17 protein-coding genes are annotated in these 24,405 nt (G+C 71.3%); 3 read left to right on the top strand and 14 right to left on the bottom strand.

The window, feature by feature from the left end:
- Nucleotides 1–4: 4 nt before the first annotated feature.
- Genes ACZ6BB_RS37280 through ACZ6BB_RS37270 form a run of 3 tightly spaced genes read right to left on the bottom strand, consistent with a single transcriptional unit; the run spans nucleotide 5 to nucleotide 4,598 of the window.
- Nucleotides 5–2,023 (bottom strand): ABC transporter permease, encoded by a 2,019-nt coding sequence (locus ACZ6BB_RS37280; protein WP_471619556.1) that lies wholly within the window; start codon nucleotides 2,021–2,023, stop codon nucleotides 5–7.
- A complete protein-coding gene (locus tag ACZ6BB_RS37275) occupies nucleotides 2,023–3,108 on the bottom strand; it encodes a quaternary amine ABC transporter ATP-binding protein (protein ID WP_471619555.1) in 1,086 nt (361 codons plus the stop codon). The genes ACZ6BB_RS37280 and ACZ6BB_RS37275 overlap by 1 nt, the downstream gene beginning before the upstream one ends.
- 20 nt (nucleotides 3,109–3,128) lie before the next feature.
- Complete coding sequence (locus ACZ6BB_RS37270) at nucleotides 3,129–4,598, bottom strand: aldehyde dehydrogenase family protein (RefSeq protein WP_471619554.1); 1,470 nt, start codon at nucleotides 4,596–4,598, stop codon at nucleotides 3,129–3,131.
- Between the two features lie 223 nt (nucleotides 4,599–4,821).
- On the opposite strand from ACZ6BB_RS37270, the gene purU reads away from it, so the two are divergent.
- A complete protein-coding gene (gene purU / locus ACZ6BB_RS37265) occupies nucleotides 4,822–5,697 on the top strand; it encodes a formyltetrahydrofolate deformylase (RefSeq protein WP_471619553.1) in 876 nt (291 codons plus the stop codon).
- 77 nt (nucleotides 5,698–5,774) lie between these two features.
- On the opposite strand, the gene ACZ6BB_RS37260 is transcribed toward purU, so the two are convergent.
- Both ACZ6BB_RS37260 and betA read right to left on the bottom strand, forming a co-directional pair.
- Nucleotides 5,775–6,611 carry a methylenetetrahydrofolate reductase gene (locus ACZ6BB_RS37260; protein ID WP_471619552.1) on the bottom strand — a complete coding sequence of 279 codons (837 nt, stop codon included), beginning with the start codon at nucleotides 6,609–6,611 and terminating at the stop codon, nucleotides 5,775–5,777.
- Nucleotides 6,612–6,614: 3 nt separating this feature from the next.
- The gene (betA, locus tag ACZ6BB_RS37255) at nucleotides 6,615–8,285 is read right to left on the bottom strand and encodes a choline dehydrogenase (protein WP_471619551.1); all 1,671 of its coding nucleotides are present in this window, start codon (nucleotides 8,283–8,285) and stop codon (nucleotides 6,615–6,617) included.
- Nucleotides 8,286–8,486: 201 nt separating this feature from the next.
- Here betA and ACZ6BB_RS37250 point away from each other — a divergent pair, with 201 nt between their 5' ends.
- Entirely contained in the window at nucleotides 8,487–9,233 is a 747-nt protein-coding gene (locus tag ACZ6BB_RS37250; RefSeq protein ID WP_471619571.1) for an IclR family transcriptional regulator, read from the top strand.
- 1 nt (nucleotide 9,234) lies between these two features.
- Here the strand turns inward: ACZ6BB_RS37250 and ACZ6BB_RS37245 are convergent, their stop codons facing one another.
- The 8 genes from ACZ6BB_RS37245 to ACZ6BB_RS37210 form a co-directional block, all read right to left on the bottom strand.
- Nucleotides 9,235–10,365, bottom strand: a complete 1,131-nt coding sequence (locus ACZ6BB_RS37245; RefSeq protein ID WP_471619550.1) for an aromatic ring-hydroxylating oxygenase subunit alpha — start codon at nucleotides 10,363–10,365, stop codon at nucleotides 9,235–9,237.
- Nucleotides 10,366–10,495: 130 nt separating this feature from the next.
- Nucleotides 10,496–11,659, bottom strand: a complete 1,164-nt coding sequence (locus ACZ6BB_RS37240; protein WP_471619549.1) for an NAD(P)/FAD-dependent oxidoreductase — start codon at nucleotides 11,657–11,659, stop codon at nucleotides 10,496–10,498.
- Nucleotides 11,656–12,018 carry a bifunctional 3-phenylpropionate/cinnamic acid dioxygenase ferredoxin subunit gene (locus ACZ6BB_RS37235; protein WP_471619548.1) on the bottom strand — a complete coding sequence of 121 codons (363 nt, stop codon included), beginning with the start codon at nucleotides 12,016–12,018 and terminating at the stop codon, nucleotides 11,656–11,658. The genes ACZ6BB_RS37240 and ACZ6BB_RS37235 overlap by 4 nt, the downstream gene beginning before the upstream one ends.
- Before the next feature lie 285 nt (nucleotides 12,019–12,303).
- A complete protein-coding gene (locus ACZ6BB_RS37230) occupies nucleotides 12,304–14,052 on the bottom strand; it encodes a BCCT family transporter (protein ID WP_471619547.1) in 1,749 nt (582 codons plus the stop codon).
- Between the two features lie 234 nt (nucleotides 14,053–14,286).
- Nucleotides 14,287–15,357 carry a chorismate-binding protein gene (locus ACZ6BB_RS37225; protein WP_471619546.1) on the bottom strand — a complete coding sequence of 357 codons (1,071 nt, stop codon included), beginning with the start codon at nucleotides 15,355–15,357 and terminating at the stop codon, nucleotides 14,287–14,289.
- 6 nt (nucleotides 15,358–15,363) lie between these two features.
- Complete coding sequence (locus ACZ6BB_RS37220) at nucleotides 15,364–17,679, bottom strand: FdhF/YdeP family oxidoreductase (RefSeq protein WP_471619545.1); 2,316 nt, start codon at nucleotides 17,677–17,679, stop codon at nucleotides 15,364–15,366.
- Between the two features lie 295 nt (nucleotides 17,680–17,974).
- The gene (locus tag ACZ6BB_RS37215; protein ID WP_471619544.1) at nucleotides 17,975–19,060 is read right to left on the bottom strand and encodes an S-(hydroxymethyl)mycothiol dehydrogenase; all 1,086 of its coding nucleotides are present in this window, start codon (nucleotides 19,058–19,060) and stop codon (nucleotides 17,975–17,977) included.
- 189 nt (nucleotides 19,061–19,249) lie between these two features.
- Nucleotides 19,250–21,637 (bottom strand): SpoIIE family protein phosphatase, encoded by a 2,388-nt coding sequence (locus ACZ6BB_RS37210; protein ID WP_471619543.1) that lies wholly within the window; start codon nucleotides 21,635–21,637, stop codon nucleotides 19,250–19,252.
- 347 nt (nucleotides 21,638–21,984) lie between these two features.
- Between ACZ6BB_RS37210 and ACZ6BB_RS37205 the strand changes: the two genes are divergently transcribed.
- On the top strand, nucleotides 21,985–22,908 hold the full coding sequence (locus ACZ6BB_RS37205; RefSeq protein WP_471619570.1) for a PfkB family carbohydrate kinase: 924 nt from the start codon (nucleotides 21,985–21,987) through the stop codon (nucleotides 22,906–22,908).
- Between the two features lie 312 nt (nucleotides 22,909–23,220).
- On the opposite strand, the gene ACZ6BB_RS37200 is transcribed toward ACZ6BB_RS37205, so the two are convergent.
- Nucleotides 23,221–24,147, bottom strand: a complete 927-nt coding sequence (locus tag ACZ6BB_RS37200; RefSeq protein WP_471619542.1) for an alpha/beta hydrolase — start codon at nucleotides 24,145–24,147, stop codon at nucleotides 23,221–23,223.
- Nucleotides 24,148–24,405: the final 258 nt, after the last annotated feature.

The raw sequence follows: 24,405 nt of genomic DNA, 5'->3' as shown, positions 1-24,405 counted from the left end.
TCCTTCATGCGCTGGTTCGCCGCGCCGCGGCCTGAGTGATGCGGTCGAACATGACTCCGAGAAGGACGATGGCGAGCCCTGCGGCGAGCCCCTTCCCGAACAATTGGCCCTGCGAGAAACCGGCCACGACGTCGTAGCCGAGGGCGCCGGCACCTACCAGGCCGCCCACCACAACCATCGACAGCACGTAGATCAGACCCTGGTTCGTGGCGAGAGTCAGGGCACCGCGCGCCATCGGCAGCTGGACCTTGGTGATGATCTGCCAGGTGTTGCACCCGGCGGAGGTGGCCGCCTCCACGGTCGTCGCGGGCACGTTCCGCACCCCGTCCGCGATGATCTTCATGGCGACGGGCGCCGCGTAGACGATCGCGGCGACGATCGCCGTGAAACGGGTCGCGCCGAACAGCGCGAGGAACGGCACCAGATAGACGAACGGCGGCATGACCTGTGCCGCGTCCAGGCTCGGCCGCAACATGCGGTCCACCAGCCGGCTGCGGCCCATCCAGACGCCGAAGCCCATGCCGAGCAGCATCACGAGGATGGTGGCCACCACGGTCGAGGCCAGCGTCGTCATGCTGTCCGACCACATCCCGGTGGCCACCAGCAGCCCCACGCACACCGCCGTGGTGACGCCGGCCCGGCGGCCGCCGAGGACGACGCCGAGCGCGATCAGCACGGCGCCGACGAGCCACCACGGGGAGTCCGTGAGCAGCGACTGGAACGGGTTGAGCAGTCCGTTGGTGATGAGGTCGCGGACGGTGTTGGTCACACCGGACAGGTTGTCCTGCACCCAGGTCGTCGTGGTGTCCGCCGCGCTCGCGATGGAGCTGCCGAGACCGCCCTCACCGGGGAACTCGGCCGCCCACACGTAGGTGTGCGACATGAAGACCAGGACGGCCGTGAGGACCGCGCCCGCGCCGAGCAGCGGCCGCCGCCAGGCGAGGAACCGGTTCTTGGAGCGCCGGGCCTCCTCCTCCCGCGCGCTCGCCGCGGTCGTGACCCGGTCGAGGACGATCGCCATGACGACGATGGACAGACCCGCGTTGAAGGCCGTGCCGACGTCGAGCGACTGGAGCGCCTGGACGACGGTCTTGCCGAGGCCGGGAGCGTCGATGAGGGCCGCGATGGTCACCATGGCCAGGGCGGCCATGATGGTCTGGTTGACGCCCATCACCACGGTCCGCTTGGACATCGGCAGCAGGACCTTCAGCAGGGCCTGCCGGCGGGTCGCCCCGAGCGAGTCGGCCGCCTCCACCGTCGTCTCCGGCACGGTCCGGATGGCGTGCGCGGTGATGCGGATCGCCGGCGGCGCCGCGTAGACCACCGTGGCGATGGTGGCGGAGGCTCCGCCGATGAGGAAGAACAGGGTCAGCGGTGCGAGATAGACGAAGGTCGGCATCGTCTGCATGAAGTCCAGCAGGGGCGTGACGATCCGGTTGACCCGGTCGGACAGTCCCGCCCACACACCCAGCGGGATCGCGAACAGCAGCGCCACCAGGACCGCGGAGACGGTGAGCGCCAGGGTGTCCATGCTCTCCTGCCACAGGCCCTGCAGGCCGAGGAAGGTGAAGCCGGCCACCGCCAGCAGCGCGACCCGCCAGTTGCCGAAGGCCCAGGAGACGTACCCCGCGATGCCGACGACGCCGAGCCAGCCGATCTGCGGAAGGGGCCGGCCGACGGAAGGCTGCGAGATCAGCTCCTGCACGAAGGTCACCAGGGTGTCGATGACCAGGCGGATCTCGTTGAAGAAGTACAGGAACAGGGGGTTGGAGTTGCGGTTCGCGCCGATCGAGTCGTTGACGTCGTTGAACCACCGGTGCAGATCGGTCAGGTCCGCCGCGCCGAGCGCGAGGGTCTGCCTGCCGCGCAGGACGGCGAACAGCACCAGCCAGACGACCAGGATCGCGCCGATCACCGCGGAGCGGCTGATCCGGCGGGGTTCCGCGGCCGGGGCGGGCTCCTCGACGGACCGGGTCTTCTCAGGTCTCCCCGGCGGCTCGGTCTTCTCCACGACGACGGTCATCAGGCGCCGCCTTCCTGTCCGGCGACCACGGCGAGGATCTCCTCGTCGCCGACGATGCCGAGCAGCTTGCCGTTCTCGACGACCTTGACGGGCTTGTCAGCCGCGAGCACCGCGCGGGTGGCCTCCTTGACCACGACGTCCGGGCCCAGCTCGGGGCCGTCCAGGGCGTCGCCGTCCTCCAGCGACCGCATGATCCACCGCAGGGTGAGCACATCGCCGCGCGGCACGTCCTTGACGAACTCGCGCACGTAGTCGTCGGCGGGGGCGCCGACCAGCTCGTCGCCGGTGCCGCACTGGACCATCTTGCCGTCGCGCATGATCAGGATGCGGTCGCCCAGCTTGAGGGCCTCGGAGAGGTCGTGGGTGATGAAGACCATCGTCTTGCCGACCTCGTGGTGCAGCCGGATGACCTCGTTCTGCATGTCGCGGCGGATCAGCGGGTCGAGCGCGGAGAACGGCTCGTCGAAGAAGAGCACGTCCGGGTCGCCGGCCAGCGCGCGGGCCAGTCCCACGCGCTGCTGCATGCCACCCGAGAGCTGGTCGGGATAGGACTTCTCGTAGCCGGCGAGGCCGACCAGCTCGACGACCTCCTGCGCCCGCCTGGTGCGCTCGGCCCTGCCCATGCCGCGGATCTCCAGCCCGAAGGCCACGTTCTCGACGACCCGGCGGTGCGGCAGCAGTCCGAAGTGCTGGAAGACCATGGAGAACTTGCGGCGGCGCAGATCGCGCAGGCGCCTGTCGTCGGCCTGGCGGATGTCCTCGCCCTCGAAGACGACCTCGCCCGCGGTGGGTTCGATCAGCCGGGTCAGACATCGCACCAGCGTGGACTTGCCGGAGCCGGACAGGCCCATGACGACGAAGACCTCACCGGGCGAGACGTCGAAGTTCACGTCGCGTACGGCGGCGGTGCAGCCGGTGCGGTCCATCAGCTCCCGGCGGGTGAGCCCGCACAGCTCCTCGGACTCCGGCACCCGGTCGGCCTTCGGCCCGAACACCTTCCACAGCCTGCGCACGGAGATGACCGGGGTGGGACCCGAGTCCTGGGGCGTGCCGCGCCGCTGCGGCACCTCGGTCTGGGTGGTCATGTTCGACCTTCTTTCGGCGTTCAGCCGCGGAACCAGCGCTGCGGCCGGGGTTGGATGTTCTGCCAGATGTGTTTGGGCTCTCGGTACTCGTTCAGGCCGGTCGGTCCCAGCTCCCGGCCCACACCCGAGTGCCCGAAACCACCCCATTCCGCTTGCGGCACATAGGGGTGGTAGTCGTTGATCCACACGGTGCCGTGCCGCAGCCGCCGGGCGACCCGCTGGGCCTTGCCGGCGTCCTGTGTCCACACGGCACCGGCCAACCCGTACTCGGTGTCGTTGGCTATGCGTACGGCGTCGTCCTCGTCGGTGAAACGCTCCACGGTGAGCACGGGCCCGAAGGACTCCTCGTGCACCACGCTCATGTCCTGCCGGCACTCGTCGAGCACGGTGGGCAGGTAGTAGTGGCCGTCCGCCAGCGCGGGGTCGTCCGGGCGGGCGCCGCCGCAGCGCAGGACGGCGCCCTCGGCGAGGCCGGAGGCGACGTACGCCTCGACCTTGTCCCGGTGCTGCGCGGAGATCAGGGCACCGGTCTCGGCCTCGGTGTCGTAGGGGCCGCCGAGCCGGATGAGCCGGGCGCGGCGGACGACCTCGTCGACGAAGCGGTCGTGCAGGGAGTCCTCGACGATCAGCCGGGCCCCGGCCGAGCAGACCTGGCCCGAGTGCAGGAAGACCGCGGTGAGGGCGAAGTCCACGGCCGTCTCGAAGTCGGCGTCGGCGAAGACGACGTTGGGGTTCTTGCCGCCCAGTTCCAGCGCGACCTTCTTCACGGTCGCGGCGGCGGTGGCCATGATGCGCCTGCCGGTGTCCAGGCCGCCGGTGAAGGAGACCAGGTCGACGCGGGGGTCCTCGGAGAGCGGGGCGCCCGCCTCGGGACCGGCACCGAGCACCAGGTTGGCCGCGCCGGCCGGCAGTCCGGCCTCCTCCAGCGCCCGCATCAGCAGGATCGAGGTGGAGGGTGTCAGCTCGCTGGGCTTGAGGACGATCGTGTTGCCGGCCAGCAGCGCCGGGGCGACCTTCCAACTGGCTTGCAGGAGCGGGTAGTTCCAGGGGGTGATCAGTGCGCACACCCCGACCGGCTCGTAGACGACCCGGCTGACCGCGTCGTCGCGGCCGGTGTCGATCACCCGGCCGGCGTCGGTGCCCGCGAGACCGCCGTAGTAGCGGAAGCAGGAGACGACGTCGGCGATGTCGTACTCGCTCTCCACCACCCGCTTGCCCGTGTCGAGCGACTCCGCGCGGGCGAAGTTCTTGGTGTCGCGCTCGATGATGTCGGCGGTGCGCAGCAGCAGCGCGCCGCGCTCCCGCTCGGGGGTGCCCGGCCAGGGGCCGGAGTCGAAGGCCTCCCGGGCCGCGGCGATCGCCGCCTCGGTGTCGGGGCGCGTTCCTTCCGAGACGGTCGCCGTGAGCGTGCCGTCAGCGGGACATCGGATCTCCCGGTGACCACCGGCCACCGGAGCCCGCCATTCGCCATTCACATACAGGTCTGCCACGCGCCGAGCCTTCCGACTGAAATTCGTTGCGCATCGTGCACCCGATTGCTTGTGATGGAACACCCTGTCGGCTGGTCAGACGGACGTCAAGATGTTGACTGATGACGATTTGGCCATGTGGTCACTTACCCGCCCACCCTTGACCGCAGGCGGCACCGAGCCGACCATGTTGCGTATCGCTCACCTTGTTGTGCAATACGCACCGACGGAGGCCACCGTGTCCATGAGGTTCCCCCGACCGCAACCTGGCCGTGAGTTCGTCCTGACCCTTTCCTGCCCCGACAGCGCCGGGCTGGTCCACGCCGTGAGTGGCTATCTCGTCAGGAACTCCGGAAACATCCTGGAAAGCCAGCAGTTCGACGACCGACTCCAGGGCCGGTTCTTCATGCGGGTCCATTTCGACGTCTCCGACCCGAACGTCGAGCTGGAGGGCCTGCGGTACCGCTTCGGTCCCGTCGCCCAGGCCTACGGCATCTCGTGGTCCCTCAGCGACGCCTCCACGCCCACCCGGACCCTGATCATGGTGTCCAAGTTCGGGCACTGCCTGAACGACCTGCTCTTCCGCCAGCGGGCGGGCGCGCTCAACATCGAGATCCCCGCGATCGTCTCCAACCACCGGGAGTTCGAGAAGCTCGCGGAGACGTACGACATCCCCTTCCACCACGTGCCGGTGACCCGGGACACCAAGCCGGAGGCCGAGGCACGGCTGCTCGAACTCGTCCGTGACCTGGACATCGACCTGGTGGTCCTGGCCCGCTACATGCAGATCCTCTCCGACGACCTGTGCAAGCAGCTGGAGGGCCGCGCCATCAACATCCACCACTCCTTCCTGCCCAGCTTCAAGGGCGCACGCCCCTACGACCAGGCCTACGACCGGGGGGTGAAGCTCGTCGGCGCGACGGCGCACTACGTGACGTCGGACCTGGACGAGGGGCAGATCATCGAGCAGGACGTGGTCCGGGTGGATCACTCGCTGGACCCCGGCGCGCTGGTCACGGTCGGCCGGGACGTGGAGGCCCAGGTGCTCGCGCACGCGGTGAAGTGGCACAGCGAGAGCCGGGTGATGGTCGAGGGCAACCGCACGGTCGTCTTCCGCTGAGCGGTACGACGCCGTATACGAAGACGAACGCCGGACGGGCCGAGGCCCGTCCGGCGTTCCGCGTCCGAGGGGTGCGCTCAGCCCTCCAGCCGGTCCAGCAGGGAACGCCGCCAGCTCTCCGTCTCCGCGATCTGGTTGAAGGTGAACAGGTGCAGCCCCGCCACCCCGGACGCGGGGCCGGTGAGGGCCTTCTCCGTGCGGGTGAGCAGCTTCTCGGGCGAGTAGCCGCCGGGCGCGGCGAAGCGGACGAACCACGACGCGTGCCTGGTCAGGAAGCGGGTCGACTCCCCCACCCCGATCTTCGTCGCCATGGCCAGCAGCTTCGCCCGCTGCACGGGACCGGCGACGCCCACATGGACCGGCAGGGTCACGTCCCGGCGTCTGACGCGCGCGAGCCACTCCCCCAGCACCCGCGGATCGAAGCAGAGGTTGCTCACGACGTACGTGGCGTGCTCGCGCTTGTCCCACATCGCCTGGACGGTGACGTCGTCGTGGATGAGCGGATGGCTCTCGGGATAGCCGGTGACCCCGACCCGGGCGAACGGTCCGCCCAGCTCGCTCAGCCGGCGCAGCACCGGCAGGGCCCCCTCGTAGGGTCCGGCCGGCGGGTCGGCGTCACCCGCCGGGACGAACACGTCCTCCACGCCGGCCTCGCGCAGCCGGTCCACGACCTCCTTCAGGTGCCGGTCGTCCCGCAGGAGCCGGGCGGGGACGTGCGGGACGACACGGTAGCCGTGCGCGGCGAGCCGGCCGGTGAGGCCGAGGGTGGGTTCAAGACCCTTGACCGGCGACGCCGTCACGGTGACGACGACGTCGCGCGGAACATGGGCGAGGACCTTCTCCTCGGTGGCTCTCGCCGGCAGCACCTCGTAGCGGACCGTCCTCAGCAGCGCGCGCAGCCCTGCGGCGGCCAAGGTCTACTCCGCCCGCGTCTGGACGTCGCGGTGGCGGTAGTACGCGGCCTTCGAGGGGGCCGCCGGCTCCTTGCCGAGGATCAGGTCGGCGGCCTTCTCGGCGATCATCATCACCGGCGCGTAGATGTTGCCGTTGGTGACGTAGGGCATGACGGAGGCGTCCACGACCCGCAGTCCGTCCACACCGTGCACGCGCATGCTGGTGGGGTCCACGACGGACATCTCGTCGGTGCCCATCTTGCAGGTGCAGGAGGGGTGCAGAGCGGTCTCGCCGTCCTTGGCGACCCAGGCGAGGATCTCCTCGTCCGTCTCGACGGACGGTCCGGGGGAGATCTCCCCGCCGTTGTACGGGGCGAGCGCTGGCTGGTTGAGGAGCTTGCGGGCCACCCGGATCGCCTCGACCCACTCACGGCGGTCCTGCTCGGTGGAGAGGTAGTTGAAGCGCAGGGCGGGGTGCTCCCTGGGGTCCCGGCTCTTGATCTTCACCGAGCCGATGGCATCGGAGTACATGGGTCCGACGTGCACCTGGTAGCCATGGCCGCCGGCCGGTACGGAACCGTCGTAGCGGACCGCGATCGGCAGGAAGTGGAACATCAGGTTGGGATACTCGACGTCCTCGTTGCTGCGGGCGAACCCGCCCGCCTCGAAGTGGTTGGTGGCGGCGGGGCCCTTGCGGAACAGCCACTGCAGCCCGATGAAGGGCGCGCGCCACTTCGCCAGGTACGGCTGCATGGAGACGGGCTGCTCGCAGGCGTACTGGATGTAGACCTCCAGGTGGTCCTGCATGTTCTCGCCGACGCCCGGGAGGTCGTGGACGACGTCGATGCCCAGCGCCCTCAGTTCCTCGGCGTTGCCCACGCCGGAGAGCTGGAGCAGTTGCGGTGAGTTGATCGCGCCGCCGCAGAGGATGACCTCCTTGGCGCGGACCTGCTGCGGAGCTCTCCTGCCCCGCTGGTACTCGACGCCGACGGCCTTCTTGCCCTCGAACAGGACACGGGTGACCAGGGCGCGGGTGGTGACCGTGAGGTTGGGCCGCTTCCGGACGGGCTTCAGATACGCCTTCGAGGCCGAGAGCCGGCGACCGCGGTGGACGTTGCGGTCGAACTTGGCGAAGCCTTCCTGCCGGAAGCCGTTGACATCGTCGGTGGGGGCGTAGCCCGCCTCCTCGGTGGCCTTGAGGAAGGCGCCGAAGAGGGGGTTCGTCGCCGGGCCGCGCTCCAGGACCAGGGGCCCGTCGTGGCCGCGGAACTCGTCGTCGGGGTCGGCCGCGAGACAGTTCTCCATGCGCCGGAAGTACGGCAGACAGTGCGCGTAGTCCCAGGTCTCCATGCCCGCGTCGGCCGCCCAGCGCTCGTAGTCCATGGGGTTGCCGCGCTGGAAGATCATGCCGTTGATGCTGCTGGAGCCGCCCAGGACCTTGCCGCGCGCGTGGTAGACGCGCCGGCCGTTCATGTGGGGCTCGGGCTCGGACTCGTACTTCCAGTCGTAGAAGCGGCTGCCGATCGGGTAGGTCAGCGCCGCGGGCATGTGGATGAAGACGTCCCACGGGAAGTCCGACCGGCCCGCTTCCAGGACCAGAACTCGGTTCGCCGGGTCGGCGGACAGCCTGTTTGCCAGTGCACTGCCCGCGGAACCACCACCGACGATCACGAAGTCGTACTGCACAGGAGCCATGGTGCCTCGTCTCACTCGCGCCGTAGATATGCGTGGCATGCTAGACCCGGTCGCGCTATACGCACCAGGTTGCGAACGGCGCAACTTGAGGAACTTCGTTTCGGGGCGGTTACTTGCAACTGTGTTGTTTACTGCGCGTATAGTTTCACTGTGAGCAACTACAGCCTTGACACAGAAACGTCGAACGCACCAGCCGGTGGCGTGCAGTCGGTGGACCGCGCCATCAGCGTCCTGGAGATCCTCGCGCAGCGCGGCGAAGCCGGTGTCAGCGAGGTGGCGGCCGAGATCGAGGTGCACAAGTCCACGGCCTTCCGCCTGCTCGGAGCCCTGGAGGCGCGCGGTCTGGTCGAGCAGGCCGGCGAGCGCGGCAAGTACCGGCTCGGCTTCGGCATCGTGCGTCTGGCCGGCGCGGTCACGGGCCGTATCGACATCACGCAGCAGGGCCGTCCCGTGTGCGAGCGTCTGGCCGAGGAGATCGGTGAGACCGTCAACATCGCCGTGATGCAGGAGCAGTACGCGATCAACCTGTACCAGGTGCGCGGCCCCGGGGCGGTCACCGCGCACAACTGGGTGGGCCAGTTGACCCCCCTGCACGCGACGTCGAGCGGCAAGATCCTGCTGGCCCATCTGCCGGCCAAGGAGCGCACCGAACTGCTGACGTCCGCGGGCATGAAGAAGGTCACCCCGCACACCATCACCGCGAAGACGAAGCTGGAGAAGAACCTCGTCGCCGCCCGGGAGCGGGGCTACGCCTTCACCCTGGAGGAGCTGGAGATCGGTCTGCACGCCATGGCCGCGCCGGTGCGCAACCGGGACGGCGAGGTCATCGCCGCCCTCAGCGCCTCCGGACCCTCCTACCGGTTCACCGAGGAGCGGCTGCACGAGCTGTCCCCGGTGCTGGTCAAGGGCGCCGCCGAGATCAGTCACCGCATGGGTTTCCTGGGCTGACTCACCCCTGGGTGATACCGAGGCGCTCGTTCACCCAGTCGTGGAAGGCGCCGATGTGGTGCTCGCTGGGCACCAGCACACCGCCCTTGGCGTACAGGCGTGAACTCATGCCGGGCTGGGTGCGCTCGCAGGCGTCGAAGTCCTGGCGGTTGACCCGGTCGAAGAGTTCCACGGACCGGCTGACGTCCTTGCCGCTGTCCACGACGTGGGGCAGGTACAGCCAGTCGCACTCCACGATCGTGCGGTCCGCCGCGACCGGGTACATGCGGTGGAAGATCACATGGTCGGGGACGAGGTTGATGAACACCTGCGGCCGGACGGTGATCGCGTAGTAACGGCGGTCCTGGTCCTCGGCCACACCGGGGATACGGTCCAGCCCCTCGGAACCGTCGACCGTGAAGCCCTGCACGTCCTCGCCGAACTCGGCGCCATGACCCACGTAGTACTGGGCGGCGTACCCGTCCGCGAACTCCGGCAGCACCTCGGTCAGTTCCGGATGGATCGTGGCGCAGTGATAGCACTCCATGAAGTTCTCGATGATCAGCTTCCAGTTCGCCTTCACGTCGTACGTGATCCGGCGCCCCACCGACAGATTGTCGATGTCGTACCGCTCGATCGACTCCACGTCACCGAGGCGGGTGACGACCTCACCGATGACGTCCTCCTCGAAGGAGGGGGGGTTCTCCGCGAGGCAGACCCAGACATAACCGAGCCACTCCCGCACGGCGACACTCACCAGGCCGTACTCGGTCCGGCCCACGTCGGGCATCTTGGTGAGGTTGGGCGCGGCGACCAACTTGCCGTCCAGGCCGTACGTCCAGGCGTGGTAGGGGCACTGGAAGGCCCGCTTGACCTCGCCGGACTCCTCGGTGCACAGCTTGGCCCCGCGGTGCCGGCAGACGTTGAAGTACGCGCGGATGGAGTTGTCCCGGGCCCGGGTGACGAGGATGCTCTCGCGGCCCACCTCGACGGTGCGGAAGGCACCGGGCCTGGCCAGCTCGGAGGCCCGGGCGACGCAGAACCACATGGTCTCGAATATGTGCTCCTGCTCCTGGGCGAAGACCGCCGGATCGGTGTACGAGGAGCCGGGAAGAGTGGCGATCAGGCTGTCGGGCAGGCTGGTCGAGGTCACAGGTCACTCCTCGGTGAACGTCGCGGAGGGGTCATTCGGACGCCGGGAGGAACGACTCCGGACGGCGTTGTACATGGAGCAACGCTGCGCGCTGTGGGCAACCGCAGCATGGGGTGACGCCGGGGTGCTGTCAAGACGCGGGGGCGGCCAGCTGCTTGCGCGCCCGCATGAACAGCCGCGGCTGGTTCATCCCGAGCACGGCGACCGGCCGGCCGTCGCGCCGGTAGACGGCGAGGACGTCGCGGTCGTCCGCCGCGCCCGCCTCGACGGTGATGCTGTCGGCCTCGGCCGCGTGGCCGGCGAACTGGATGCGGACGCCGTACTGGTCGGACCAGAAGTACGGCGGCCGGGGCACGCCGGGCTCGACCGCACCCCCCGCCAGCAGGGTGGCGACGGCGGCCTCCGGGCGCTCGCGCGCGCCGGTCCAGTGCTCCACCCGGCGGTGGTGACCGGCCCTCGGGTCGTACCAGTTGGCGCAGTCGCCGACCGCGACCACCCCCGCCAGGCTGGTACGGCCGTCCGCACCGCACTTCACGCCGTTGTCGAGGGCGATGCCGGAACCCTCCAGCCACTCGACGCACGGGTGGGCCCCGACGCCGACGACCACGATGTCGGCGGGAACGCTGCGGCCGTCCTCCAGCAGGACGGCGTCGACCCGGTGCTCCCCGCTCAGTCCCTTGACGCCCACACCGCACAACAGCCGCACCCCGTGGTCGGCGTGCAGGCCGGAGACGACGGCGCCCATGGTGGCGCCGAGCGGCCCGGCGAGCGGGGTCGGGGCCGCCTCCACGACGGTCACGTCCAGTCCGAGGGTGTACGCGGTGGAGGCGACCTCGGCGCCGATGAAACCGCCGCCGATCACCACCAGGCGTCCGCCGCGGGCCAGTTCGTCCCGCAGGGCGCGGGCGTCGTCCAGGGTGCGCAGCGTGTGCACTCCGGCGAGGCCCGCGGAGCCGGGCAGGGTGCGCGCCACGGCGCCGGTGGCGATGACGAAGCCGTCGGCACGCACCTCGCGTCCGTCGGCGAGACGGACGGTGCGCGCGGTGTGGTCGAGTCCGGTGGCGCGGGCGCCGAGCAGCCACTCCGCCGCCAGGTCCTCGCCCTCCGCCTCCAGGGCGAGTTCGGCCTCGCCCAGGGTGCCGGACAGGAACTCCTTGGACAGCGGGGGCCTGTCGTAGGGGCGGTGGAGTTCGTCCCCGATGACGACCAGTCGTCCGTCGAAGCCCTGTTTGCGCAGCGAGCGCGCCGCCGACAGGCCGGCGAGGGAGGCGCCGACCACGGCGACGGTCCTCACGCGGGACCGCCGGCGAGGCGGGCCGAGATGCAGGGCGGCAGGTTGGGGGCGTCCGTGGAGAGCCGGACGTAGATCATGTCGTTCTCGACGACGACCTCGTGCGTCCGGACCGGCAGCTTCGCCGGCGGGGAGTCGACCGCGCCGGTGCGCAGGTCGAACTTGGAGGCATGCAGCGGGCATTCCACCTCGCAGCCCTCCAGCCAGCCGTCGGCGAGCGAGGCGTCCTGGTGGGTACAGGTGTCGTCGATGGCGAAGACCTCGCCGTCGTCGGTGTGGAACACCGACACCGGCGGGTCGATGTCGAGCCGGAAGGCCTCACCTCGCGGAAGATCCGCGAGACGGCACGCGGGAATCATCATGACACCTCGGGTGCGTATAACGAAACGGTTTGCGGTAAGCGCAACATCAGTCTGGAGTCGCCCAGAACCCTTGTCAAGGCATTCAGAGGGGCCCTGTGAGTCACACGAGCCGTTGCGGTATCCAAAACTTGGCTCACATAGAACAACAACAGCCCGCCTTCTCGGCTCGCGGCAACCGCGGGGCGAGGGCGGGCGGATGAGGCTGACGGGGCCGCCGGGGCCCGGCGGGGCCGTGGCCGCACAGGGCGGCGCCACGACCCCGCCGTGCGGCGGGTCCTGTCGCTCTCAGACGGCGGAGGGCGCGGCCTCCTCGTCCTGCCGGGGCTGTTCGGCCCCCGTGCCGGCCGTGGACGCGGCGGGGCCGATGCGGAGTTCGAAGTCCCCGTCGTACTTCTCGTGTCCGGCGATGACGGCCGTCTCGACGGCCTCCTTGCCCATGCGCCCGCGGATGATGAGCGGATCGTGGCGCAGATCCCGGTTGAGCGCGACGCACAGCCCGATCATCACCAGGGTGAAGGGGGCCGCCGCGAGGATGGTGAGGTTCTGCAGGCCGGTGAGCGCGTCGCCCTTGCCGCCGCCGATGAGCAGCATGACGGCGGCGACCGCCCCGGTCAGCACGCCCCAGAACACCACGACGCCCCGGGAGGGTTCGAGGGAGCCCCGCTGGGACAGGGTCCCCATCACGATGGAGGCGGCGTCGGCGCCGGAGACGAAGAAGATGCCGACGAGCACCATCACGACGATGCTCGTCACCGTGGCCAGGGGGTACTGCTGGAGGACGTCGAAGAGCTGACCCTGGGCGGTGGCCGCGTCGTTGAGCCGGCCCGCCTCCTGGAGGTGCATCGCCGAGCCGCCGAAGACGGCGAACCAGAGGAGGCTGACACTGCTGGGGACCAGGATGACGCCCCCGACGAACTGCCGGACGGTGCGGCCGCGGCTGATGCGGGCGATGAACATCCCGACGAAGGGCGTCCAGGAGATCCACCACGCCCAGTAGAAGACCGTCCAGCCCGCCAGCCAGTCGGCGACACCCTTGCCGCTCGACGCCTCGGTACGGCCCGCCATCTGGGCGAGGTCGCCGAAGAAGGCACCGACGGAGGTGGGCAGCAGGTCGAGGATGAAGATGGTCGGGCCGACGAGGAACACGAAGAGCGCGAGGAGCACCGCCAGCACCATGTTGGTGTTGGACAGCCACTGGATGCCCTTCTCGATGCCCGACACCGCCGAGGCGACGAACGCCACGGTCAGCACCGCGATCACGAGGACCAGCAGTCCGGTGCCGACCGACCCCAGCCAGCCGAGCCCCGTGAAGCCGCTGCCGATCTGGAGGGCGCCCAGCCCGAGGGAGGCCGCCGAGCCGAAGAGGGTGGCGAAGATGGCGAGGACGTCGATGGCCCGGCCGGGCCATCCGTTCACCCTCTTCTCACCGAGCAACGGCGTGAACACCGCGCTGATCAGCTGCCGGCGGCCGCGCCGGAAGGTGCTGTAGGCGATGGCGAGACCCACGACCGCGTACATCGCCCACGGATGGAGCGTCCAGTGGAAGAGGGTCGTGGCCATGGCGGTCTCCATGGCCTGGTTGGCGTCGGCCGGGTCGGTGCCCGGCGGCGGCGTGACGAAGTGGGAGAGGGGCTCGCTCACGCCGTAGAACATCAGACCGATGCCCATGCCGGCGCTGAACATCATGGCGATCCACGAGACGGTGCGGAACTCGGGCTGCTCCCCCTCCTTTCCGAGGGTGATCCGCCCGTAGCGGCTCATCGCGAGCCAGAGGGCGAAGACCACGAAGCCCGAGGCGGCGAGGACGAAAGCCCAGCCGCCGTTGCGGATCGTCCCGTCCAGCAGCTTCCCCGACACGCTCTCCAGCGCGTCGGTCGCCGTCGCACCCCACACGACGAAGGCCAGGGTGAGGGCCGCGGCCACACCGAAGACGACGGGATCGGTCCGGGGGCGGCCGCCGGCCGCGCCGCCTCCCGGTATCTCCTCCGCGGCAGGAGGACCTGCGCTCCCGTTCCGTTCGCGGGCTCTGCTCATCAGCTCGTTCCTTCCACAGACGGCGGTGGACGCCCCGCCGCGGACGACGGTCGCGCGGCAGGGTGGGACTAGAAGGAAGACGTGCCGGCCGCCGGGGCGGCCGCCGCCGGGATCCGGCCAAGACCCCGTTGCGAATAATGCACTGGGGTTCACTATGAGAAACAACAATCTCGGCGTCCCGGAGACGGTGTCAAGGGGTGCGGCACGACGAGTCGTACGGAGTTCCCCGCCTCGTCAGGTCGTCGCCGCGACGCGGCGGCCACCGCCGGCCGATGCCACCCCGAGCAGTCGGCGCGCCTTCAGACAGGTCTCGGCCCACTCCCGCTCGGGGTCCGAGCCCCAGGTGATGCCCGCCCCCGTACCGAAGCGGAGGCCGGGTCCCCCGGAAGCGGCCCGGTCGATCCAGAAGGTACGGATGCCCACGGCCAGTTCGCCCGTGCGGCGATCGGCGTCGACCCAGCCGACGCCACCGCAGTACGGGCCGCGTGGGGCGTTCTCCAGCGCCTCGATGATGCGCAGCGCACTGGACTTGGGGGCGCCCGTGACGGACCCGGGCGGGAAGGTCCCGTCGAGCAGCTCCGGCCATCCGGCGTGCTCGGCGAGCCGGCCGCGCACGGTGGACACCAGGTGCACCAGGCCCGGGTGGTGCTCCACCGCGCACAGCTCGGGGACCGTCACGCTGCCGGTCGCGCAGACACGCCCCAGATCGTTGCGGACCAGGTCCACGATCATGACGTTCTCGGCCCGGTCCTTGTCCAGGAGGTCGTCGACGGTACGGCCGGTGCCCTTGATGGGGCCGGACTCCACCGTGCGGCCGGTGCGGCGCAGGAACAGTTCGGGCGAGGCGGTGGCGATCTCCACCCCGTGCGCGGGCAGCCGGACCGTGCCGGCGTACGGCGCCGGGTTGCCGTGCGCCAGCAGGGCCGTGAGCGCGTCCACGTCCGCGTGCTCCGGGTCCGGCAGCGGAGCGGACAGGATCCGGCACAGGTTGGCCTGGTAGACCTCTCCGGCCGCGATGTGCGCGCGGATACGGCGGACCCCGGCGGTGTAGGCGTCCCGGTCGAGCGAGGAGGTCCACTCGTGCGGGCCGGGTCCGCGCCACGCGCCCGGACGGACCGCGGGTACGGGCGCACGGCGTACGTCCCCGAAGCGCGCGCAGACCAGCCGGCCCTCGAAGTCGGCGACCACGGCCCAGAACCCGGTGGACTCCAGGGCCGCGGGATCGCCGGTCACGTCCCGCAGGTCGGTGGCGACCAGACCGCCGAAGCGGGCCAGCGGGGCGAGGAGCCGCCCTGTCCCCCTCATCGGACCTCAGGTCCCCGTGACCGGGCCGCCGGGCACCGGTTCCAGGCGGACGACGATCGACTTCGAGGTGGGGGTGTTGCTGATCGCCGCCGTGGAGTCCAGGGGGACCAGCACGTTGGTCTCGGGGAAGTAGGCGGCGCAGCAGTCGCGGGGCGTCGGGTAGGGCACCACGCGGAAGGCCGGGGCCCTGCGTTCCACACCGTCGTCGTACTCGCTGACGATGTCGACGAGGTCGCCGTCGGCCAGACCCCGGTCGGCGAGGTCGTCGGGGTGCACGAAGAGGACCCGGCGGCCCTGGTGGATGCCGCGGTAGCGGTCGTCCAGGCCGTAGACGGTGGTGTTGTACTGGTCGTGGGAGCGGAGCGTCTGGAGCAGCAGCCGGCCCGGCGGCACGTGGGGCCGCTCCAGCGGGTTGGCGGTGAAGTTGGCCAGCCCCGTGGCGGTGGTGAACCGGCGTTCGTCACGCGGCGGGTGGGGCAGCGCGAAGCCGCCCGGCCGTCGCACCCGGTGGTTGAAGTCCTGGAAGCCGGGGATCACGCGGGCGATGCGGTCGCGAATGCTGTCGTAGTCCCCCTCGAAGTCCTCCCAGGGCACGTGGGAACCCGCTTCCCCGAGCGCGGCCCGTGCCATCCGGCAGACGATCGCGGGCTCGCTCAGCAGGTGCTCGGAGGCGGGGGCGAGACGCCCCCGGGAGAGGTGCACCATGCCCATGGAGTCCTCGACGGTGACCTGTTGGGGCCCGGCGGGCCGCAGGTCCGCCTCGGTCCGGCCGAGGCAGGGGAGGATGAGTGCCTGCTCCCCGGCGATGACGTGCGAGCGGTTGAGCTTGGTGGAGATCTGCACGGTGAGGCGGCAGTTGCGCAGGGCCCGCTCGGTGAGGTCGGTGTCGGGGGCGGCGGCGACGAAGTTGCCGCCGAGCGCGACGAAGACGCGTACGTCACCGTCGCGCATGGCGCGGATGCTCTCGACCGCGTCGTGGCCGTGCTGCCTCGGGGGCGTGAAGGCGAACTCGGCGCCGAGCGCGTCCAGGAACGCGTCGTCCGGCTTCTCGTAGATGCCCATCGTGCGGTCGCCCTGCACATTGGAGTGGCCGCGCACCGGGCAGAGGCCGGCGCCCGGGCGGCCGATGTTGCCGCGCAGCAGGAGGAAGTTGACGACGTCCCGGATGGTGGGGACCGAGTGCTTGTGCTGGGTGAGGCCCATCGCCCAGCAGACGACGATCTTCTCGGCGCCCCGCACCTCGTCGAACGCGGCCCGGATCTCCTCCTCGGGCAGGCCGGTCGCCGTCAGGATCTCGTCCCAGGACACCTTGCGGGCGTGCTCGGCGAACTCGTGGAAGCCGTGGGTGTACCGCTCGATGAAGGGGGTGTCCACGGTGGTGCCGGGGGCCTCGTCCTCGGCCTCCAGCAGCATGCGGTTGAAGGCCTGGAACAGCGCCTGGTCCCCGCCCAGTCTGATCTGGAGGAACCGGTCGGCCAGGCGGGTGCCGCCGCCGAGGACACCGGACGGCCGCTGGGGGTTCTTGAACCGCAGCAGTCCCGCCTCGGGGAGCGGGTTGACCGCGATGATCCGGGCGCCCCGGCGCTTGGCGGTCTCCAGCGAGGAGAGCATTCGGGGGTGGTTGGTGCCCGGGTTCTGGCCGACCACGAAGATGAGATCGGCGTCGTGGAGGTCGTCCAGGGTGACGCTGCCCTTGCCGATGCCTATGGTCTCCGTGAGTGCCGAACCGCTGGACTCGTGGCACATGTTGGAGCAGTCCGGCAGGTTGTTGGTGCCGAGCATCCGGACGAACAGCTGGTAGAGGAACGCGGCCTCGTTGCTCGCCCGGCCGGAGGTGTAGAAGGCGGCCTGGCCGGGGTGGTCGAGCGCGGCGAGTTCACGGGCGATCACGGCGAACGCGTCGTCCCAGGAGATCGGCCGGTAGCGGTCGTCGCCGGCCGGGCGGTACATGGGGTGGGTCAGGCGGCCCTGCTGGCCGAGCCAGTAGTCGCTGGCGGGGAGCAGGTCCTCCAGGGTGTGCCCGGCGAAGAAGTCCGGGGTGACCCGGCGCACGGTGGCCTCCTCGGCCACCGCCTTGGCCCCGTTCTCGCAGAACTCCGCGGCGTGCCGGCGCTCCGTCTCGGGCCAGGCGCAGCCAGGGCAGTCGAAGCCCTCCTTCTGGTTGACACGCAGGAGGGTGAGCAGGCCCCGGCGGGCTCCCATCTGCTCGCCGGCGTGCCGGAGCGAGGCGGTGACCGCGGGGATGCCGGCGGCGTACTCCTTCGGAGGGCCGACCCGCAGCCGGGCGTCTCCGGGGTCGTCGACAGGTGCGTTGCGAGTCATCTGAGGCGCCACTCCGGGATGTAGGGGAATCAGGGCGTTCCGTCGCCGGGCGTCCCGGCCTCTCGCACGAGTTGCATACTGCACAACAGTGCCGTGATACGCAACGCCATCAAGAAAGCGTGATCCCCGATCCCCTGTCAAGGGGTACGCGGGGATGGGCGGACCGTGGGGTGGCCGGAGGTCCCGGCCACCGCACGGCCGGACGCACACGTCACACGTCAGGCGTCAGGCGTCAGGCGTCAGGCGACAGGCGACAGGCGACAGGCGACAGGCGACAGGCGACAGGCGACAGGCGTCACAGAACGACGACCGAGCGCAGGACGTCGCCCTGATGCATGCGATCGAAGGCCTTCTCGACCTCGTCGAGCTGGATGGTCTCCGTCACGAACGCGTCCAGGTCCAGGCGCTTCTGGAGGTAGAGGTCGATGAGCATGGGGAAGTCTCGGTCGGGCAGGCAGTCGCCGTACCAGGAGGACTTCAGGGCGCCACCGCGGCCGAAGACGTCGAGGAGGGGGAGTTCGAGCTTCATCTCCGGGGTGGGGACGCCGACCAGGACGACCGTGCCGGCCAGGTCACGGGCGTAGAACGCCTGCTTGTACGTCTCCGGGCGGCCCACCGCCTCGATGACGACGTCGGCGCCGAAGCCGCCGGTCAGCTCACGGATCGCCTCGATCGGGTCCGTCTGGCGGGAGTTGACGCAGTGGGTCGCGCCCAGCTTCCGGGCGGTCTCCAGCTTGAGATCGTCGATGTCCACCGCGATGATCTTCGCCGCGCCCGCGAGCTCGGATCCGACGACCGCCGCGGCCCCGACACCGCCGCAGCCGATCACGGCGACCGTGTCACCCCGGCCCACGTTGCCCGTGTTGATCGCCGCGCCGATGCCCGCCATCACCCCACAGCCCAGCAGACCCGCCACCGCCGGAGCGGCGGCCGGATCGACCTTGGTGCACTGACCGGCGGCGACCAGCGTCTTCTCCGCGAACGCCCCGATACCCAGCGCCGGGGACAGCTCGGTACCGTCGAGCAGGGTCATCCTCTGGGTGGCGTTGTGGGTGTTGAAGCAGTACCAGGGACGCCCGCGCCGACAGGCCCGACAACTCCCGCACACCGCACGCCAGTTGAGAATCACGAAGTCCCCGGGAACGACATCCGTGACCCCCGCGCCGACCGACTCCACCACACCGGCGGCCTCATGCCCGAGGAGGAAGGGGAAGTCGTCGTTGATGCCGCCCTCACGGTAGTGCAGGTCGGTGTGGCACACCCCGCACGCCTGCACCTTCACCAGCGCCTCCCCCGGCCCCGGGTCGGGCACCACGATCGTTTCCAGGCTGACAGGGGCACCTTTGCCCCGCGCGACGACAGCACGGACCTGGTGAGCCATGACCACTCCTCGGCTGGTTCGAGAGCTGAGTTCGATGTTTCTTATCGCGGCACTCATCGCATGTAACGCAACACAGCATCGTGGAGTGACGACCCGGGGTCAAGGCTCCGTCGGGGCAGCACGACGCGCGGCCCGTCGCGGGCGGTCCGATGTCTGCCCGGCGGCTCGCCCCGCGCGTGAACGGGTGCTCTAGAAGTCCCGCGCCCGGTCGGGAAGGGCCTGCTCGGCCCAGATCGTCTTGCCGGTGCGGGTGTGGCGACTGCCCCAGCGCTGGGTGAGCTGGGCGACGAGCAGGAGCCCTCGGCCGCCCTCGTCGAAGGCACGGGCCCGGCGCATGTGCGGTGCGGTGCTGCTGGAGTCCGACACCTCGCAGATGAGCGTGGTCTCCCGGATCAGCCGGAGCTGGATCGGGGACCCGCCGTAACGGATGGCGTTGGTGACCAGTTCGCTGACGATCAGCTCGGTGACGAAGGAGACCTCCTCCAGCCGCCAGGCGGCCAGCTGGTCGCAGGCCAGCTTGCGGGCGTGACCGACGAACGCGGGGTCCGCGGGCACCTCCCAGGTGGCGACCCGGTCGGCGTCCAGCGCCCGGGTACGGGCCAGGAGCAGGGCCACGTCGTCGGCGGGGCGGTCCGTCAGCAGGTTCCGCAGCACTCCGTCACAGGTCTCCTCCAGAGCACGGTCCGTGCCGGACAGGGACTGACGCAGCCGCGCGAGTCCGTCGTCCAGGTCGCGGTCCGGTGCCTGGACCAGGCCGTCGGTGTAGAGGGCGAACACGCTGCCCTCCGGGACGTCGAACTCCGCCGTCTCGAAGGGCAGACCGCCCACGCCCAGCGGCGGCCCGATCGGCAGGTCGAGGAAGGCGGCCTCGCCGTCCGGTGAGATCAGCGCCGGTGGCGGGTGGCCGGCCCTGGCCATGGAGCACCGGCGCGAGACGGGATCGTAGACGGCGTAGAGGCAGGTGGCCCCGATCTCACCCGGGCTGTACGCGTCCTCGGCCTCGTCGGCCGTGCGCTCGGAGTCCAGGCGCAGGACGATGTCGTCGAGCTGGGTGAGCAGCTCGTCCGGCGCGAGGTCCACGTCGGCCAGGGTGCGCACGGCGGTGCGGAGCCGGCCCATGGTGGCGGACGCCTGCACACCATGGCCGACGACATCGCCCACGACGAGGCCCACCCTGGCGCCGGACAGGGGGATGACGTCGAACCAGTCGCCGCCGATCCCCGCGCGGGTGCTGGCCGGCTGGTAGCGGGAGGCGACCTCGACGGCGGCCTGGTGGGGCGCGCGGTGCGGAAGGAGACTGCGCTGCAGTTCGAGGGCGATGGCACGTTCGCGGGTGTAGCGGCGGGCGTTGTCGACACAGACCGCGGCCCGCGCCGCGAGCTCCTCGGCCAGCAGCAGATCGTCCTCGCCGAAGGGCTCGGCCGTGCGGTGGCGGGAGAGGATCGACAGGCCTAGCGTGATGCCCCGGGCCCGCAGGGGCACGGCCATGATCGAGTGGATGCCGTGCGTCTCGATGCTGCGGGCACGCTCCGCCGAACCCGCCCACAGCCGGCCGGTGGCCTCGTCGGCCTCGAACAGCACGGCCCGGCCGGTGGTCAGCGCACGGTCCGGCGGGGACCCGGCGACGTAACCGTGCCGGCTGCCGACCGGGATCACGGCCTCGGGGCAGCCCTCCAGCACGGACCGCTGAGCCATGCGGCGGAAGACAAGGGGGTCGGTGCCGGGCGAGACCGTGGCCTCCTCGCCCGCCCGGACGGAGTCCAGCAGGTCCACGATGACGAAGTCGGCCAGATGGTCCGTGCACACCTCCGCGAGTTCCTCGGCGGTGCGCGTGACGTCCAGGGTGGAGCCGATCCGGTCGCCGGACTCGTTGAGCATGCTCAGCCGTCGGCGGGCCAGGAACTGTTCCGTGCTGTCGATCGCGGCCAGGCACATGCCCCGTACGTCGCCGGAGCCGTCCCTCAACGGACTGAGCGAGACCAGCCACGCGTGCTCACGGGTCTCGCCCGGTGCGCGCAGCCATGCCTCGAACGGCATCGGCTCTCCCGTGCGCAGGACGCTCCGTACCGCCTCGTCGAGGCCCTCGAAGCCCGGGAGCCGTCGCCGTCCGTCGACCGACTCCCCCACCCGTCGGCCGAGCAGGTCCCGCTGCGGCCGGCCCATCACCTTCTCCATCGCGGAGTTCGCGGACACCGCGAGTCCGTCGTGGTCGAAGAGCGCGATGGGTACGGGGAGCTGGTCCAGGGCCCATCGCCGCAACCGCACGGCCGGCTCCGGCACCGTCGCCGTCAGGAACCACTGGGCGTCCCCCGCGGCGTCGAGGAGCGGGTGGGCCTGCAGCTCCAGCTCCACCCCGTGGCCGTCCCGGTGCCGCGCGTGAAGGGAGCCCCGCCAGTCGGCGGCCTCGGCGAGAGCGCCGCGGGCCGAGGCGGGGAGGCCGCCGGCCAGCAGATCGGCCGCCCGGCTGCCGACCACCTCGCCGTGCTCGTAGCCGAGGACCCGTCGGGCGCCCGCACTCCACGCGGTGACCAGCCCCCTGGCGTCGACCGCGGCCGAGGCGACACCGTGCTCGCCCATCGTTCCTTCTCTCCGTACGACCGGAGCCGTCGTCCATGGGCTCACAGATCGACGACAAGGCACTGCTTCCAGGGTTCATTGTGCGCCGGGCGCACCACGCTTGGCGCGTGATCACCCGGATCTCCCGAGCCCCTACCCTGCCACGCCGCGCCCCCTCGGGCGCCCGCTTTCACGAGCGCCCGCGCACGGGAGCCACGCGGCCACCTGACGCTCGTTCGTCCCCGGTGGACGTAACGTCCGTCCTGCGGGGGCCGAAGCCGCCGCCCGCGCGGGGAAACCCGCGTGTGGTCGTGGCAGCCGGCGCGGGCGGTCCGGCGTCCGGCCGGGCGACGGAGAGCGAGGAGACCATGGTGGAGTCCGGGGACCGGGCGGGGGCACGCGGGCGCCCTCGGGGGCTGTTCGTCGGGTTGTGCACGCTGGATGTCGTGCAGCTCGTCGACCGTGTGCCGGGGGCGAACGAGAAGCTGACGGCGCGTGAGCAGGTCGTGGCCGCGGGCGGGCCCGCGGCGAACGCGGCGGTGACGTTCGCCCACCTGGGCGGTACCGCCACGCTGCTCACGGCGGTGGGCCGCCATCCCCTGGGGGTCGCCGTCGCGGCGGACCTGGACCGGCAGGGTGTGACGGTGGTGGACCTGGCGGCCGGCTCGGCCGAGCCGCCGGCGGTGTCGTCCGTGCTGGTGACAGCGGCGGGTGGCGACCGGGCCGTCGCCTCGACGAACGCGACGGGCCACCGGCTCGCCCCGCCGGACGGTCTGGACGCGCTGGTGGCGGACTGCGACATCGTGGAGTTCGACGGCCACCACATGGACCTGGCCGTGGCCACCGCCCGCGCGGCGCGAGCGGCCGGTCGTCGGACGGTGTTCGACGGCGGTAGCTGGAAGGCCGGTACGGAGAGGCTGCTGCCGTCGATCGACGTGGCGGTCGCCTCGGAGGACTTCCGCCCACCCGGTACGCACGCCTCGCGGACCGATCCCGCCGGCACCCTGCGCCGTCTGCGGCAGCACGGGGTCCGCTGGTCGGCGGTCAGCAGGGGCGCCCGGCCCCTCGTGTGGGCGGGCCCCGGCGACGGGGGCACGGTGGACGTTCCCGCCGTACGGGTGGTGGACACGCTGGGCGCGGGGGACGTCCTGCACGGTGCGCTCACTCATGCTCTCGCGGGGCAGGACGTCCTGACGCCGGGGAATTTCGCCGAGGCTCTGCGCGCGGCGGCGACGGTGGCCTCGCGGGCGTGCGGCTCGTTCGGGACACGGGCGTGGATGCGGGGCGGGTGAGCCGCCCCGCCGTCCGGGGCGGCTCGGCAGCTCCGGTGGCCGCGAGGGCGGGCGCCGACGCGGACGTCCGGTCGCTCTCCGCCCCGTCTCCCCGGCCCCGCGGCTCCGGAACGTCCGCCGCCCGGGTGGTCTCGGCCGTCGCCGGGGCGATTCGGCTCCCTCGCCCGCAGCGTGGACGGCGCCATCCGGTACGCGGGCCCGCGTCGTGGGCGGATCTCGCCCCGGAGCGGTGGCGTGCGTACGTGCCGACGGCGCCTGTCGGATGCCGCCGTGGGGTCGGCGGACCGTCTCGAGCCCCACTGTTCCCGCAGGTCAGCAGACCACCGCAGGCGACGCGGCCCGGACCGCGCGGGGCGCGAGGGTCCTCTCGCGGGCCACCAGGCAGTCCTCCAGGAAGGCGAGGGCACGCAGATGGTAGGGGCGGGCGGCCCGGCCGAGGCTGATGTTGTGCCCGGCCGCCGGCTGGCGCTCGACGCTCACGTGCGGGGCGGCCGTGAAGTGTGCGGCCAGATCGCGGAGGGCCTCGTCGTCATGGCGCCACCAGGCCTCGTGTTCGGCGAACGTCAGCCGTACCGGCACGCGGACGCGGGGTGCCGTGGTGCGGAAGAGGCGCGGCCAGCGGGCCAGTTCGGCCCGCTCCAGGGCGGGCACGGGCTCGACGATGGAGCCGCTCTCCCGGAAGGTGCCCGAGGGATACAGACCGAGCGGCCCCCAGCTTCTGCGCAGCCCGCCGGCGTCGTCGTGGGCGCTGGGCAGTTCGTGCGGCTCGACGGCGTAGCGATGGCCGCAGCCGGAGACGTCGATCCCGAGCAGGTGCGGCGGAGCGGAGTCGGCGGCGGCGGTGAGCGCCACCTTGCCGCCGTAGGAGTGGGCGAGCAGGAACAGTCCCCCGCCCGTGTCGTGGCGGGAGGCGAAGTCGTGCAGCGCGGCGCGCAGCGACATGGCCTGCTCCGCCAGGCCCTGCCCCTCGGGCAGGCGGGTGGCGGAGTGCCGGTAGCCGGGCCGGTCCACGGCGAGGACGGTGTGGCCGAGGCTCGCCCCCAGTGTCAGCAGCGACTGCTGGGGGTGGGCCCGGCAGTCGAAGTAACCCGCATTCATGCCACCGCCGTGCACCGCGACCACGACGGCACGCGGGGGACCGTCCGGCGGCTCGGCGAGCAGGGCCGACAGCGGCACCCCTGCTGCGTCCAGGGTGATACGGCGCACCCCGGGCGACGCTACGTGGACCGGTCGGGTCATGGTCGTCCTCCTCCGGGTGGTGCGCCCAAGGCTCTCGCGTCCGGTGGCGTCCCGCACCCGGACCGCGTCGGGGTGGCGGCCCGGGTGCGGGCCGGCCGGGGCCTCTTCCTCACCCCGCCCGGCCACCACGTTCCGGGGCGGGGTCGCCCTGTCGCACGGGGTGGACGGCCTCCCCCGGACGGCGGTCCGCCCTCGGGCACGTCGGCCTTCCGGTGAGGCGCGGCCCATGTCGCCCGGCGATCGGCCCCCGCCCCCGCC

This window comes from Streptomyces sp. NPDC041108 (assembly GCF_055592645.1).
This window is presented reverse-complemented; position numbering and strand designations above follow the sequence as displayed.

Excerpts from the sequence above, each read along its gene's own strand:
- betA (WP_471619551.1), bottom strand. The coding sequence starts at position 8,285 with ATGGCTCCTGTGCAGTACGACTTCGTGATCGTCGGTGGTGGTTCCGCG.
- ACZ6BB_RS37205 (WP_471619570.1), top strand. The coding sequence starts at position 21,985 with ATGGTGGAGTCCGGGGACCGGGCGGGGGCACGCGGGCGCCCTCGGGGG.
- ACZ6BB_RS37220 (WP_471619545.1), bottom strand. The coding sequence starts at position 17,679 with ATGACTCGCAACGCACCTGTCGACGACCCCGGAGACGCCCGGCTGCGG.
- ACZ6BB_RS37210 (WP_471619543.1), bottom strand. The coding sequence starts at position 21,637 with ATGGGCGAGCACGGTGTCGCCTCGGCCGCGGTCGACGCCAGGGGGCTG.
- ACZ6BB_RS37235 (WP_471619548.1), bottom strand. The coding sequence starts at position 12,018 with ATGATGATTCCCGCGTGCCGTCTCGCGGATCTTCCGCGAGGTGAGGCC.
- ACZ6BB_RS37275 (WP_471619555.1), bottom strand. The coding sequence starts at position 3,108 with ATGACCACCCAGACCGAGGTGCCGCAGCGGCGCGGCACGCCCCAGGAC.
- ACZ6BB_RS37225 (WP_471619546.1), bottom strand. The coding sequence starts at position 15,357 with ATGAGGGGGACAGGGCGGCTCCTCGCCCCGCTGGCCCGCTTCGGCGGT.
- ACZ6BB_RS37200 (WP_471619542.1), bottom strand. The coding sequence starts at position 24,147 with ATGACCCGACCGGTCCACGTAGCGTCGCCCGGGGTGCGCCGTATCACC.
- ACZ6BB_RS37280 (WP_471619556.1), bottom strand. The coding sequence starts at position 2,023 with ATGACCGTCGTCGTGGAGAAGACCGAGCCGCCGGGGAGACCTGAGAAG.
- purU (WP_471619553.1), top strand. The coding sequence starts at position 4,822 with ATGAGGTTCCCCCGACCGCAACCTGGCCGTGAGTTCGTCCTGACCCTT.
- ACZ6BB_RS37230 (WP_471619547.1), bottom strand. The coding sequence starts at position 14,052 with ATGAGCAGAGCCCGCGAACGGAACGGGAGCGCAGGTCCTCCTGCCGCG.
- ACZ6BB_RS37215 (WP_471619544.1), bottom strand. The coding sequence starts at position 19,060 with ATGGCTCACCAGGTCCGTGCTGTCGTCGCGCGGGGCAAAGGTGCCCCT.